General features: G+C 36.3%; 13 protein-coding genes. 2 read left to right on the forward strand and 11 right to left on the reverse strand.

Annotated features, from left to right (window positions below; genetic code table 11):
* Positions 1-81: 81 nt before the first annotated feature.
* The 5 genes from IGI43_RS10515 to IGI43_RS10535 all read right to left on the reverse strand — a co-directional run bounded on the left by IGI43_RS10515 (position 82) and on the right by IGI43_RS10535 (position 6039).
* Positions 82-948 carry a DegV family protein gene (locus IGI43_RS10515; RefSeq protein ID WP_438757752.1) on the reverse strand — a complete coding sequence of 289 codons (867 nt, stop codon included), beginning with the start codon at positions 946-948 and terminating at the stop codon, positions 82-84.
* 183 nt (positions 949-1131) lie between these two features.
* Positions 1132-2469, reverse strand: a complete 1338-nt coding sequence (locus tag IGI43_RS10520; protein ID WP_438757753.1) for a dihydrolipoyl dehydrogenase family protein — start codon at positions 2467-2469, stop codon at positions 1132-1134.
* 14 nt (positions 2470-2483) lie between these two features.
* Positions 2484-3185 (reverse strand): YoaK family protein, encoded by a 702-nt coding sequence (locus IGI43_RS10525; RefSeq protein WP_438757754.1) that lies wholly within the window; start codon positions 3183-3185, stop codon positions 2484-2486.
* A gap of 78 nt (positions 3186-3263) precedes the next feature.
* Complete coding sequence (locus tag IGI43_RS10530; protein ID WP_438757755.1) at positions 3264-4427, reverse strand: cupin domain-containing protein; 1164 nt, start codon at positions 4425-4427, stop codon at positions 3264-3266.
* A 319-nt stretch (positions 4428-4746) separates the two neighbouring features.
* A complete protein-coding gene (locus IGI43_RS10535) occupies positions 4747-6039 on the reverse strand; it encodes an adenylosuccinate synthase (RefSeq protein WP_438757756.1) in 1293 nt (430 codons plus the stop codon).
* A 248-nt stretch (positions 6040-6287) separates the two neighbouring features.
* Here IGI43_RS10535 and IGI43_RS10540 point away from each other — a divergent pair, with 248 nt between their 5' ends.
* On the forward strand, positions 6288-6836 hold the full coding sequence (locus IGI43_RS10540; protein ID WP_438757757.1) for a GNAT family N-acetyltransferase: 549 nt from the start codon (positions 6288-6290) through the stop codon (positions 6834-6836).
* 55 nt (positions 6837-6891) lie between these two features.
* Here IGI43_RS10540 and dnaB read toward each other — a convergent pair whose 3' ends face one another.
* From dnaB to rpsF, 6 genes are all read right to left on the reverse strand, one after another.
* Positions 6892-8262, reverse strand: a complete 1371-nt coding sequence (gene dnaB, locus IGI43_RS10545) for a replicative DNA helicase (protein ID WP_438757758.1) — start codon at positions 8260-8262, stop codon at positions 6892-6894.
* A 240-nt stretch (positions 8263-8502) separates the two neighbouring features.
* Entirely contained in the window at positions 8503-8955 is a 453-nt protein-coding gene (rplI, locus tag IGI43_RS10550) for a 50S ribosomal protein L9 (protein WP_438757759.1), read from the reverse strand.
* Between the two features lie 72 nt (positions 8956-9027).
* On the reverse strand, positions 9028-11010 hold the full coding sequence (locus IGI43_RS10555) for a DHH family phosphoesterase (protein ID WP_438757760.1): 1983 nt from the start codon (positions 11008-11010) through the stop codon (positions 9028-9030).
* Between the two features lie 222 nt (positions 11011-11232).
* Entirely contained in the window at positions 11233-11472 is a 240-nt protein-coding gene (gene rpsR, locus IGI43_RS10560) for a 30S ribosomal protein S18 (protein ID WP_010762117.1), read from the reverse strand.
* A gap of 25 nt (positions 11473-11497) precedes the next feature.
* Positions 11498-12049, reverse strand: a complete 552-nt coding sequence (gene ssb, locus IGI43_RS10565) for a single-stranded DNA-binding protein (RefSeq protein ID WP_438757761.1) — start codon at positions 12047-12049, stop codon at positions 11498-11500.
* A 47-nt stretch (positions 12050-12096) separates the two neighbouring features.
* Complete coding sequence (gene rpsF / locus IGI43_RS10570; protein WP_069663270.1) at positions 12097-12399, reverse strand: 30S ribosomal protein S6; 303 nt, start codon at positions 12397-12399, stop codon at positions 12097-12099.
* A 308-nt stretch (positions 12400-12707) separates the two neighbouring features.
* Between rpsF and IGI43_RS10575 the strand changes: the two genes are divergently transcribed.
* On the forward strand, positions 12708-14234 hold the full coding sequence (locus tag IGI43_RS10575; RefSeq protein ID WP_438757762.1) for an AMP-binding protein: 1527 nt from the start codon (positions 12708-12710) through the stop codon (positions 14232-14234).
* Positions 14235-14277: the final 43 nt, after the last annotated feature.

Consider the following 14277-nt stretch of genomic DNA (forward strand, 5'->3'; position numbering starts at 1 on the left):
TTACTTCCAATTCATTACTGACCTAAACAAAACATACCTCTTACAAAAAATGTAAAAGGTTTGTATCAAATACTGTTTTAATTATCTTTTTTTCCCTCTAGAAAATACTGCAATGCAGCCATTTCCTGTATGACTAGTAATGGTTGGTCCAAGTGGATGTAAACGAATCTCTTTGACTTGAATTTTTTCTTCGATCAACGATTTTACTTTCTCAGCACTTTCTAAATCACCCGCATAAGCAATGAATACTGTTTGCTTGGTTGGTTCAATCATTCCTTGAACGGTTTCATCAGCGATCTTTTTCAGCGCCTTACCGCGGCCGCGAACTTTACTAATATTTTGCAGCTTTCCTTGTTTATCTACTACAATGATTGGTTTAACATTCATTAGTCCACCGATTGCAGCAGCTGCTTTAGAAATTCTACCTCCACGTTCTAAATGCTTCAAATCATCCACCGTGACCCAAGAATGAACGGTCATTTTATTTTCAGATAACCACAATAAAACATCTTCTAGCGAATGGCCATTATCCTTCAATTGAATAACTTCACTGACTAACAGACCTTCACCTAAACTAGCCGCTTTCGTATCGATCACAAAAATTTCGGCGTCCTTATATTCTTCTTTCAATATATCAACAGCTTGCATGGCACTTTGATAAGAGCCGCTTAAACCAGAAGAAAAAGCTAAGTACAATATCGGTATTTTTTTTTCAACAAATGGTTTAAAAAATTCTATATAGCGCCCCACGTTTACCTGAGAGGTGGTCGGCATACCACCTTTTTTTATTTCTTGTAAAAACCAATCATAATCAAATGTTTTCCCTAAATCGTCGACTAATTCTTTCCCATTTAATTGAATGGTCATACTGATAAAATCAACATCATTTGCTTCTAAATATGTATAGGGTAAATCACAGCATGAATCTGTCATTAATTTGAATGTCATTTAAAATCTCTCCTAACTATTTTTCTATTTTAACACATAATCATTTGATACTCATTCTTTATTAGGTAAACCAATGACGGTAAAAAAATAAGTTCGATTTTGACACTACTCATCAAAACCGAACTTATTTTTCCACAAAAGACGATTGTCCCAAAATCTATTGATTTTAATGCCTCTTGATCTTTACTTCCAAAACCGAGTCATATCGTTCACTAGGGAAGGATATGCGTAAATTTGTTTTTTCAAATCATCTTTTGTCCACTCTGCATGTAGCGCCATTGTTATATAATTAATAAAAATATCCGCTTCTTGGCTCATCACCGCAGCACCTGCAACCCGATCATCGCTCCGTCTCGTAACAATTTTAAGCAGTGCAGTGTTCTCACTTTTTCTTTTTGCATCCATCCACTTACTAATATCCATTTCCTCGACCGCATATTCTTCTGGCTTTGCCAATGCTTGTTCAGTTGAAACACCTACTTGAGCAATCCTTGGTTCGCTGAAGATCGACATAGAAGCCATTGGATAGTGAATCGGGGCCAATTCTTTTTTAAGTAGATAGGAAACAAGATAATCCGCTTGATAAGCAGCAAAGGTAGCTAATTTAGGAACTTTAGCATTAGAGCAATCGCCACAAGCAAATATATGTGACTGATTTGTTTGCAAGTATTCATTCGTATCGATCCCATGAGCATCATATAGAACTTGTGCATTCTCAAGTTTTAATGAATCAATCAATGGAACTCGTCCAGCAACATTATATACTTGGTCTACTTCAAATACTTCACCTGCTTCTGTCTGCACGCGTAATAGGCCCTTTTCGGTCTTTTCTATTTTTTTCACGCTCTCATTAAAATGAAAAGAAACGGCTCTCTTTTTATTGATTTCTATTAACTGACTGACAAATTCTTGATCAAAATTCTTCAAGGCCTGTGAATCATGCTGCAACACAATCACGTTACATCCAAAAGCTGCAGCAATCGTAGTAAAGGCAAATGAAATAATTCCTGCACCAATAAAAAGCGCTGTTTTAGGCAACTCCTTTTGTGTTAAAAATGCAGCACTATCCGATAAATAGTTGCTTCCTTCAAAAGTAAATGGACGATCTGCACCACCACTTGCTATAACAAACTGTTCTGCCGAATAAACGATACCATCTACCTTCACTTCATTTGGCGAAACGAATGTGGCTGTTCCAAATATCGTTGTAATACCTGCTTCTTTTAATGCCAACTGATGTTGATTATCTTCGTCTCCTTCAATGCTATCGATCCAGTTCATCGTATCTTGCCAATCCAATTCAACTGGCGTCGTGATACCATGTGCTTCAAAACGTTGATTTTGCAATGCATGCTGTGCAATCGTTACTAATTCTTTTTTTCGAGTACTGCCGACATTATAAACGACACCACCAAAAAAAGTAGACTCAATAACGGCAACTTTTTTACCGCCTTTACTAAGACCAAACGCAGTAGTCAAACCAGCGACACCACTGCCAATCACAATAACATCAAAAACCATGTTTTCTCCCCCTACTAATTTGGATCAATCGTAATTACTTTGTTTTCGACTTTGATCACTTTCGAATAAAACGCGATACAGACTAAAACAACGGCAGTAAACCATAATGATTTTTCTCCATAAGCAGACGTCAAAACAGTTCCAATCAAGCCGCCGCCTGCAAATCCAATCAATACAGAAAAATATAACCAGCTATTTTTCCAGGCATCTTTCGCACCGACGATCGCTTGAATAATATAATTGAACGCCAATTGCACGACTAGCGTAACAGCAACATTTCCATAAAGCATTCCATCAATTTTATGAAAAGCATTTCCTTGCATACCCGCAAGAAATGAAATCAACATACATAAGTGCACAACACTAAAATACCCATTGATCGGGGCAAAACCCAGTCCAACCAAAATCAATGCTTCTACGAGTAAGATTTCAAAAGCCCAGATTTTTTTCTTTTTAATTCCTAACACTTCGATAATTCCTGTAACCATGGCTCCTAGGCCAAAACATAAAATAGTCAACGCAACTGTAGCAAAATGGCTCCAATTTTTTGTGGCGATCGTCTGGCCTAACAAAATAATATTCCCAGATTGTACGGTACTAAATGCTTTTCCTACAAAAAACGTATATCCATCCATAGAACCTGCTGCAATTGCTAAAAAGAACGCGATCCATGGCAATTCCATGACGGGATATGTTGGTACTTTCCGATTTTCCATCTATGATCTCTCCCTTTTATCATCATAAAAAAGCCTAGAAAAATTTTTTCTTTTCATTTTCTAGGCAATTACTGAACATTATTCAGGTTTTTTATACCAGACAACTGGTTCAGGTTTTTCAGGGTTTGGTAGTGATTCAGCAAATTGTTTGGTCACATTCAAGTGGTCAGCGACCATTTGAGCTGGAGAAGTTCCTAACCATTTATTTAATGAAATATCTGAATAATCAGCTGTTTTAAACACTTCAACGAAGCGTAATGGTTCGTCTCCAGTATTTTGAACATAGTGTCCTGCTACGATTGGAACAACACCTACATCTCCTGCTTTAAAATCAAAGGTACGTGCCAATCCTGCTGAATTAAAGACTGTCATTTTTGCCTGTCCTTGAATGTAATATTGCCATTCTGCAGCTTTTGGATGCCAATGTAACTCTCTCATCCCACCTGGTTCTACTTCAACAAAAGCTGCTGAAATTGTTTTAGCCACTGGGAACACATTTTGATCCACAATTTTTACTTTACCCGCTTCTGAAATAACAGGATCTAATGTGTCGATATGGAAAGTAAATGGTGACGGTACTTCACCATTATTACTTGGACGATCAACTGCTTCAATTGAATCTGGTACATTTGCTTTAAAAATATATTTTTCAGATTTAGGGAAGCTTTCCAAATCACTAATTTGTTTTTTGAAGTTTGCTGCCACAATGTCTTTTGGTGTATGTGCCAACCAATCTGATAAAAGGAATGTGTTATTTTCAGAAAAATCAGGTTCACTGAATACCAGTAAAAACTCGCACCCTTGATCCAATGCTTGAATAGAATGTGGAATTCCTGCTTCAAAGTTCCAGATATCCCCTTCTTTTACGTCATCAATGAAACTACGTCCATGTTCATCGATCGCTGTAACACGCGCATTTCCATAAAGCATTAAGCCCCATTCTGCTTCTTTGTGCCAATGCATTTCACGATAAGCACCAGGTTCTAAACTCATGTTTACCCCTGCAACATCTTCAGAAATTGGTAATTCACGATTCGTGATCTCTCTTGTCCAGCCACCTTCTTCTAATCGTTGATGAGCATCAGAATAACTGAAGCGTAAGTTATTCACCGTTCCATGGTCAGTTGCTGGCGGTACTAAAATATCTGGATTTTCTTGATCTCGAGAAAGATTACGAGGACCATGATCTATCCAACCTTTGCCATCTGATTCTCTAAATGGTTCAACTCTGTTTTCCGTCATAAAAAACTCTCCCCTCGCTATTAAGTACACTTTAATAGTAGGACAAAGATTTATAAAAATCAAAAATATATGCTCATTATCTTGTGATTATTCAATTTATATATCTATATTATATAACTTATAAAAAAGGCTTGATCTATTTTTCGAACATCTAGTCATGTTATTTTAAGTTAAAATTACTTTTTTGTACAGAAAGAGGCTATGACATAACTTTACAAGTTATATCCATAGCCTTGAGAAATCTAAATAGACGGTGGGAACTGAAGCAACTCCTTTTAGTTCTCGGAGTTAAACGCTGCTGTCCTAACCTTTTTCATACTTAAATTTGCGCCCAAACGCTTTCCAATACATTTGTTTGGTTACGGTCTGGACCGACTGAAAATGTTGAAATACGCACGCCAACTAATTCAGAAATGCGGTGTACATAGTTTCTTGCATTCGCTGGAAGTTCCGCTAACGTTTTACATCCTGTAATGTCTTCTGACCAGCCTGGTAATTCTTCATAAACTGGTTTACAACGACTCAACTCTTTCAAACTAGCTGGGTAATGATAGATCAATTCGCCATCTAATTCATAAGCTGTACAGATTTTCACTGTGTCTAAGCCACTTAAAACATCGATAGAATTCAATGATAAATTCGTGATTCCTGATACACGTTTAGAATGACGCATCACAACAGTATCAAACCAACCTACACGGCGTGGACGACCTGTTGTTGTACCGTATTCCTTCCCAACTCTGCGAATCGTTTCTCCTGTTTCATCAAACAATTCTGTAGGGAAGGGACCATCACCAACACGTGATGTATAGGCTTTACAAACGCCAACAACTTTATTGATCTTAGAAGGACCAACACCGCTACCGATCGTAACCCCTCCAGCGACTGGATTTGATGACGTAACAAATGGATAAGTTCCTTGGTCGATATCTAGCATAACGCCTTGTGCACCTTCAAATAATACGCGTTTGCCTGCATCTAATGCATCATTTAAAATGACAGAAGTATCTGTCACATATTGCTTGATTTGTTGGCCATATTCATAATATTCTTCAAAAATATCTTCAAAAGCAATAGGTTCACTGTCGAACATTTTGACAAATTGACGATTTTTTTCTTCTAAATTGATTTTTAAACGTTCTTCAAAAATTTCTTTATCTAATAAATCTGCTATACGAATCCCTACACGAGCGGCTTTATCCATGTATGCAGGTCCAATTCCTTTGATTGTTGTACCGATTTTATTCTCACCTTTTGCATCTTCTTGCAATTGATCCAATTGGATATGGTACGGTAAAATCACATGAGCGCGATCTGAGATACGTAAATTATCTGTTGTGACATTATTTTCTTTTAAATAAGCGAGTTCTTTTACTAAAGATTTTGGATTAACTACAACGCCATTTCCAATCACGCTAATTTTGTCTTTGTAAAAGATACCTGAAGGAATCAAGTGTAGTTTATAAGTAACACCATCAAATTTAATGGTATGACCTGCATTATCTCCGCCTTGATAACGTGCGATGACCTCTGCATTCTCACTTAAAAAATCTGTGATCTTTCCTTTTCCTTCATCGCCCCACTGGGTTCCGACTACTACAACTGATGACATTCGAACACCTCGTTCTAAATTATTTTGTCCTGATTCATTGTACCAAGAAAGCAGAATGTGTACAAGCAAAAATCGAATGTTGTTTTTTTTGAAAATAAAAAAAAGAGTAAAACACGAACATTATTTTGGAAATCATTTTATATCAGATAAAAAAAGCGAAAATTTATTTATTCTCTGGTAAAGAAATTTCATTTTGTTATAATCTTAAACAATACATTATGAACCTTAATAGGAGGTATATACGGGATATGAAACATTCTTTTAGTTTAGAAATTGACGACTCTTTATCTTTAGTCCAGCCAACACTTGAGATGGCACACGATCTTTTTGAAGTTGTTGATTCAGATCGGGATCATTTAAGGAAGTACCTTGATTTTGTGGATTCTTCAACATCTTTTGAATCGCAAGAACAATATATCAAGATGAAATTAGAGGGCTATATCAATGGAACAGATCGTTTATTTTTAATTGCTTTTGATCATAAAATAATCGGCTGTATTGATTTACATTTTATTGATACTGATCATAAAAAAGCCGAACTTGGTTACTGGCTTCATTCGTCCCAAACCAATAAAGGCATTATGGCAAAAGTAGTTAAAAATGTTTGTGCAATTGCATTTGAAAACATGAACTTAAATAAATTAAGTATCAGAGCTGACACTGAAAATATAGCGAGTAATACGGTTGCGGTTAAAAATGGTTTCTCCTTTGTTGGAACGGATAAATCCGAAATTCTTATGTATGACGAATTTAGGAACCTAAATAAATATTCTCTGCTAAAAGCGGATTTTAACTAAAAAGATAGCTCAAGTAAGTTTTTAGTAGACACTTACTTGAGCTATCCTTTCACAATTAAAACTCTTCTCTTGTTGATAGTGAAGCGAATTTATTGAACTCTTTAATAAACAACAGTTCCACAGTTCCACGAGCACCACTACGGTTTTTCTCAATAATAACTTCAATCACGTTGTCGATTTCCGGCTCCTCACGAGCACCATCTTCGCCTTCCTCACCACGATCATAATAATCATCACGATAAAGGAAAGCCACGATATCCGCATCTTGCTCAATAGATCCAGACTCACGGATATCACTTAGGACAGGACGTTTATCCTGACGCTGCTCTACACCACGAGATAACTGAGACAATGCAATTACTGGTACTTTTAATTCTTTCGCTAATTTTTTTAATTGACGGGAAATTTCAGATACTTCTTGTTGACGACTTTCACGCCCAGTCCCTTCAATCAGTTGTAGATAATCGATCAATATCAATCCAAGATTTCCACGTTCTTGTGCTAGTTTACGACATTTTGCCCGAATTTCTGTGATTTTAATACCAGGTGTATCATCGATATAGATTTGCGCTCTGGATAAACTTCCCATCGCAATAATCAAATTTTGCCACTCTTCTTCTGACAACTGACCTGTCCGTAAGTGTCCAGCTTCAATTGAACCTTCCGCACAAAGCATCCGATTAACTAAGGATTCTGCTCCCATTTCCAAACTGAAAATAGCCACAGAGCGATCTGTCTTAGTCCCAATATTCTGCGCAATATTTAAGGCAAAGGCTGTTTTCCCTACGGCTGGACGAGCCGCTAAGATGATCAACTCTTCTGCTTGTAGTCCCGCTGTCATTTTATCTAATGCTGGATAACCAGTAGGTAAACCAGTAATTTCCTCATCATTTTGATAAAGTTGGTCTATATTTGCAATCGACGTATTCAATACATCTGCGATCGATAAAAAACCACTTCGATTTCTTTTTTCTGAAACCTCTAAAATGCTGCGCTCTGCATCGTCTAGTATTGTTTCAACATCTTCACCTTGCTCAAATCCTTTAGTAACGATCTCTGTAGCCGTTTGAATCAGGTTACGAAGCAACGATTTTTGCTCAACGATTTTCGCATAGTACACAATGTTAGCGGCTGTCGGTACAGCTAACGCTAAGTCTGACAGGTAGCTTAAACCACCCACATCTTCCAGTAAATTTTCTTGCTCTAAACGATCTTTGATCGTAATAACATCAATTGCTTCATTTCGATCATTCAAGGTAAGCATAGTCTGAAAAATCAATTGATGATTACGGCGATAAAAATCTTTTGGTTCTATGTATTCTAAAGCATCGATAATAACCTCAGCATCTAAAAAAACCGACCCTAAAACGGCTTGCTCTGCTTCCATACTTTGGGGCGGTACTCGATCTTGCCATACTTCATTCATTTTTTTCTCTCCTATAGCTATAGTTACGCTTTTCAGTCTTTCTATTTTAACAAGAAACAACCGAAATGTACAATGACAATATTAAGTCATTTCTTCTTATTTGATAAGCAAGAAGAGGCTAGGACATCACTCTACGAGTTATGTCCTAGCCTTAAGGAATCTGAATAAACGGTGGGAGCAGAAGCAATTCCCTCTTATTTCTCAGAGTTAAACGCTTCTATCCCAACCTCTTTTACTACTTTATTCTTCCACAACATGAACGTTGATGGTTGCTGTTACTTCATGATGTAATTTCACAGGAACTTTTGTAAATCCTAATGAGCGAATCGGTTGAGATAGTTCTAGCTTACGTTTGTCTAATTTGACCTTATATTGCTTGTTTAAGGCTTCTGCGATTTGTTTTGAAGGAATAGACCCAAATAGACGTCCGTCTTCACCAGCCTTCGCTTTAAGCTCTACAACCGTATCTTCTTTTTCTAAGAACTCCTGCATCTTTTTCGCTTCTGCTAAAATTTCAGCTTCGTGCTTATCTTGGGCTTTTTTTTGTCCAGCAAGCGCACTGATACTTCCTTTATTTGCTTCTTGTGCGTAGCCATTTTTGATTAAAAAATTTTGTGCGTATCCTGTAGGTACTTCTTTTACTTCCCCTTTTTTCCCTTTACCTTTAACATCTTGTAAAAAAATGACTTTCATACTATAATTCCTCCTCGATTAGTACTTAATATAATAAACATAGATAGACAAACTTTCAATTCCTCTGAAAAACTAGCCTAATGAATCTGAATTATACATCACATCTATATTTTGATGAATCACTTTTAGCAACTGCTCTTTTACCTCAGCTACTGTTACATTAGATAATTGTACCGCAGCGTTCGTAAAATGACCACCTCCGCCCAAGTTTTCCATGATTAGTTGGACGTTTATCGACCCGTTACTTCGTGCGCTAATGCCTATCTGTTTATCTGTACGCTTCGTTATAACAAAGGCTGCATTGATTCCAACCATTGATAATAAAGTATCTGCTGTTTTAGCCGCTGTCACACTATCATATTCTTTCTCTTCACTACCTGTCACGATGACCGTATCTGGTGTCACATATTCACTTTGAGCAATCAAACTATTCATTTCCAGATAACTGGTTAAATCAGAACTTAATAAATATTGTACTAAAGATGAATCTGCGCCACAAGTCCTTAAATAACTAGCTACATCAAAGGTACGTGCGGTTGTGCGAACACTGAAACTTTTAGTGTCAACAACAATTCCTGCAAGTAATAAGGTGGCATCAAATTTATCTAGCTGTTTTTGTGCATTACTTTGATATTCAATTAATTCTGTCACCAGCTCTGAAGCTGATGAAGCTGATGATTCAATATATGAAAGTAATGGTTTAGCTGGAAACTCATCACCACGGCGATGATGATCAATGATCACAACTTTATCAAATTGTTCATATAACTCCTGTGAAATAGACAATGATGGCTTATGATAATCTACCATGATCAATAAACTGCTATCCGTTTTTCTTTTCATTGCTTCTTTAGGTGTAATGATTTTTTTAGCAAATTCTGGATATTTTTCCAATGCTGACATCACTCGTTCAACATCTGGTATACTTTCATTTTTCTCTAACACAACCCAGGCATCTTTATTATGAAACTTGGCTAACCTTGCCATACCAAATGCCGAACCAATCGCATCCATATCAGGAAAGCGATGTCCCATGATATAAACATCTGAGGACTCAGAAAAAATCCCTTGAATAGCTGTGCTCATCGCACGAGAGCGAACGCGCGTTCTTTTTGCTACAGATGCCGTTCTACCACCATAAAAAATAGGCTTAGCATTATCTTTCGCTTCTTTTACAACGACTTGGTCACCACCTCTAACCAACGCTGTATCTAAATTCGTTTGTGCTGTGTTACCTGTCTGACTCAATGTTTCACCGCCATAAGAGATCCCCATACTTAATGTAATCGCTATCTCTCTTGTATGAGATTCTTTTCTGATTTTATCTAAAATTTGAAATTTAGACTCCATCATCTTTTTTACATCCTCTAATTGAGCAATGAAAAAATAACGCTCGGCGTTTAATCTTTTGTAAAAAACTTGATACTCATCCATCCAATCAGAAACCATTGTTGTAATAAAACTATTTAAGTAAGATATTTCTTTTTCGTCCATACTATCAGTAATATCATCATAATTATCAACGGAAACAATCCCGATAGCTGTTTGCATTTCTACTTTTTCATGATATAGATTACTTTCTTCTGTAATATCTCTAAAGGTAATTGTATTTTGTTTTATATCAACATTGAAACGATAAACATGATCCCCAACTTTAAAAATATCTTTACCCTTTTCAGCTAATGTTACATAGGTTTCTATTAATTCTGAACTAATAAGCGTTTGACCATCTTTATGAAAAATATCTTCTGCAAACGGATTTAACCACTTGGCTTCTTTTGTATCTGGATCGTAATTTATGATTCCAACAGATACTTCATTAAAAGCATAATCCAATGATTTTTCTGCAATCGTACTTGCTTCTCTAATTTTTTCTGTATTAGATATCTCAATTTTTTTGATCAAGTAAACTATTCGATTGATCAATAAAAGATTGAGTATCAGTAATGCAGCTATAAATATATATTTATTAGATATGTAGAAAAATAACATTACTTCTACTAAAAAGAGAACGAATACAGAACTCAAAATCCGTTTCATTCCATTCTTTTTCATTATAAAGACTCCTCCATGTTCTATAGATAAAGATATTTTAGCATAAAAAAAGGTTTTCTGCGAATCACAAAATGTTTCACGTGAAACATCTGAAAAATGATTCTATGTTTAAGCGATGAGTAAAAACACTTGATTTTTATTATTCTATTTTAAAAAAAACAATGATAATATCAAAAAAGAGATCAAAGAAACTAGTCCTTTGATCTCTAAACAAACTTTATATTATTGCTCTTCACCAACAAATGGTAATAAGCCCATGATACGCGCGCGTTTGATTGCAATTGTTAATTTGCGTTGGTTCTTAGCGCCAGTACCTGTTACACGACGTGGTAAAATTTTTCCACGTTCAGAAATGAATTTTTTTAGTAATTCGATATCTTTATAGTCAATATATTCAATATGGTTTGCTGCAATATAATCAACTTTACGACGTTTACGTCCGCCTCTTCTTTGTTGTGCCATTCTTATTCCCTCCTATCAAATTCGTTTAGAATGGTAAATCATCATCTGAAATGTCAATAGTAGAACCTGTTCCACCGAATGGATCAGAATCTCTATCAAAATCAGGCATACCGTTATTGTTAGACTGAGAGGATGATTGATTAAAATTGTTTTGTCCTGAAAAATTATTATTCTGTGGTTGGAAACTTCCGCCGCCAGCATTATTATAGGTCGGAGTTGAATCTGATCCTTCTGTCGTTTGTCTTTGTTCTGAAGCAGAACGAGACTCTAACAACTGGAAATTCTCACATACAACTTCAGTTACGTATACACGTTGACCTTGTTGATTTTCATAATTTCTAGTTTGAATACGACCAGTAACGCCTAATAATGTACCTTTACGCGCATAGTTAGCCATTGTTTCAGCAGGTTTACGCCAAATCACACAGTTAATAAAATCTGCTTCACGATTTCCATTTGCATTCGTAAAGTTACGGTTTACCGCTAAGGTAAATGTCGCAACTGCTGAACCACTAGATGTATATCGTAAATCCGGATCTTTTGTTAGTCTTCCAACTAATACAACGTTGTTAATCATTTGAACATCTCCTTTCGTCAATCAAATGTTTCACGTGAAACATTTGGTTATGCTTCTTCCTTGATAATCATGTGACGAATAATATCATCATTGATTTTAGCAAGACGATCAAATTCATTGATTGCTCCTGCAGTTGATGGAGAAGATACTTTAACGATATGATAGATGCCTTCACGGAATCCGTTCATTTCATATGCTAAGCGGCGTTTTTCCCAATCTTTTGATTCGATAACTTCTGCTCCGTTATCTTTCAAGATTGTGTCGAAACGTTCTACTAAAGCAGTTTTTGCTTCTTCATCAATGTTCGGACGAATAATGTACATAATTTCATAATTCGTAGCTTGACTCATTGACTTTCACCTCCCTATGGACTTTAGGCTCTTAGATTGCTAAGAGCAAGGAGAGTTATCTAAAATATATAGACTACTCACAAGTTTTAATTATACAGCTAAAAGCTGATAAAATCAAGCGTTCTTCACAATTTTTGATCATCTTTTTAATCAATACCATTTTCTCTCATGTCTTACTTTAATATACGTATAAATCGACGCTTTTCATTTTTTTACTATTTATTTAGGTTATTTATTTTTCATGGTATACTATTCCTTGTTCGATATTACACAAATACTTAAACATAGTTTGAAAGGATGCTGTCACATTGAATCAATTGTTAGAATACAAACCACTTAACTTGTACACTAATTATCTTGAAGCTGCACTTACCAACCCTGAAACGGCCATTATTCATGACGAATCTTTACCAGCTTTTCCTGAACTTGGAACGAATCATACGTATCAACTAAGTCATGAGGCGATTTTAAATCGTGCCTATCAATTGGCAAGCCTCGGGGTACAAGCAGAAGACAAAATCATTATTTTCAAAAGTTCAAAATTTGATACGTATTTGTTAGCAGTTGCTGCTTCTTATTTAGGCGCTGTTCCAGCAATGATTTCTTATCATTTTCCAGCTGAAACAATTGAGGTTTTTGTTGATCGTTTGGAAAATCCATTTATTTTATTTGATGATGAAACTGCTGAAAAAATTGCGACCGTTAAAAATAGTTCCCCAGAAAAACAAATTTCCGTGACAAAACTTTTACAAGCTCCAGCTAAAAAAGTACCACAAGTAGAATTACCTAAAGATACTATTGCTTACATGACACATACCTCTGGAACGACTGGCATCCCTAAATTGATTTGTCACTCAGCTAATTCGATGGGCTGGCGTACAAAGTGGCAAAAAACAATTTTTACAAAAATTGCCGAGAAAAAACTGGTAGGATTCCATATTTCGCCTGTTCACTCTCGCTTTAATATCGGGATTTCTTCATTGATGGCTATGGGTTTTCCGATGATGCCATTATCGATTTCAACGAGTGATTCTGTTTCAAAAATGCTTATCAGCCACCAACCAATTGCACTTGAAACACATCCAAATAATTTTGTTCAATGGACAACTTTGGCAAAAAAAGAGCCTGAAGCTTTCGCAAGCATCCGTTATTACCATTCTACGTTTGATGCGATCAACAATGCAACGATGGCTAGTTTCTTAAACGCATCAAAGAAGAACGACCCGATTTTCCTTCAAGTCTACGGTCAAAGTGAATGTGGTCCAATGATCTTAAAAGCTCATACTTTAGCGTCTCTTAAAACGTCCGATGCTCGTGATATGGGGGTTGGTTTGGAAGGATTGACTGAAGCACGTATCGCAGATAAAGAAGGCCATGTTTTACCGCCTATGACAGATGGACATATCCAATTCTTATCTAAAGGACGCGCGCTAACATATTACAAAGAGGACGTTCGTTTTCAAGAAACAGTCTTTGGCCCTTGGTGGGATAGCGGTGATTATGGTTTTATGGATGAGAATGGTCATTTATTCCTTAAAGATCGTCAGGTTGATCTGATTGATAAAATCGATAGCAATTTGGCCATCGAGGACCATTTGTTGGATGCCCTTGATTTCCTTCAAGAAGTAATTGTTGTTAGAGCAAAAGATAATTCTCCTCAACCAATCCTGGCAGTTGATCCAAAGCAGGGGATGAACTGGGATGCTTGGTGGGAGCAAGTCGCTGATTTACCTCATCTAAACAAACCGATTATTATGGATTGGGACGAGATTCCTCGCACAGCTACTATGAAAGTACAACGATTACAGATTGAAAAAGCATTAAAAGAAGATTAATGAGCTGATACAAAAAGAATCAAAGGCTAGAAAATAGTCTTTG

Source organism: Enterococcus sp. AZ126 (genome assembly GCF_051714545.1).
In the GTDB taxonomy this organism is placed as follows: Bacteria; Bacillota; Bacilli; order Lactobacillales; family Enterococcaceae; genus Enterococcus_L.

Bases quoted from the DNA above. Each gene is read 5' to 3' on its own strand.
- IGI43_RS10515 (WP_438757752.1), bottom strand. From the start codon at position 948: ATGACATTCAAATTAATGACAGATTCATGCTGTGATTTACCCTATACA.
- IGI43_RS10520 (WP_438757753.1), bottom strand. From the start codon at position 2,469: ATGGTTTTTGATGTTATTGTGATTGGCAGTGGTGTCGCTGGTTTGACT.
- IGI43_RS10525 (WP_438757754.1), bottom strand. From the start codon at position 3,185: ATGGAAAATCGGAAAGTACCAACATATCCCGTCATGGAATTGCCATGG.
- IGI43_RS10530 (WP_438757755.1), bottom strand. From the start codon at position 4,427: ATGACGGAAAACAGAGTTGAACCATTTAGAGAATCAGATGGCAAAGGT.
- IGI43_RS10535 (WP_438757756.1), bottom strand. From the start codon at position 6,039: ATGTCATCAGTTGTAGTAGTCGGAACCCAGTGGGGCGATGAAGGAAAA.
- IGI43_RS10540 (WP_438757757.1), top strand. From the start codon at position 6,288: ATGAAACATTCTTTTAGTTTAGAAATTGACGACTCTTTATCTTTAGTC.
- dnaB (WP_438757758.1), bottom strand. From the start codon at position 8,262: ATGAATGAAGTATGGCAAGATCGAGTACCGCCCCAAAGTATGGAAGCA.
- rplI (WP_438757759.1), bottom strand. From the start codon at position 8,955: ATGAAAGTCATTTTTTTACAAGATGTTAAAGGTAAAGGGAAAAAAGGG.
- IGI43_RS10555 (WP_438757760.1), bottom strand. From the start codon at position 11,010: ATGAAAAAGAATGGAATGAAACGGATTTTGAGTTCTGTATTCGTTCTC.
- rpsR (WP_010762117.1), bottom strand. From the start codon at position 11,472: ATGGCACAACAAAGAAGAGGCGGACGTAAACGTCGTAAAGTTGATTAT.
- ssb (WP_438757761.1), bottom strand. From the start codon at position 12,049: ATGATTAACAACGTTGTATTAGTTGGAAGACTAACAAAAGATCCGGAT.
- rpsF (WP_069663270.1), bottom strand. From the start codon at position 12,399: ATGAGTCAAGCTACGAATTATGAAATTATGTACATTATTCGTCCGAAC.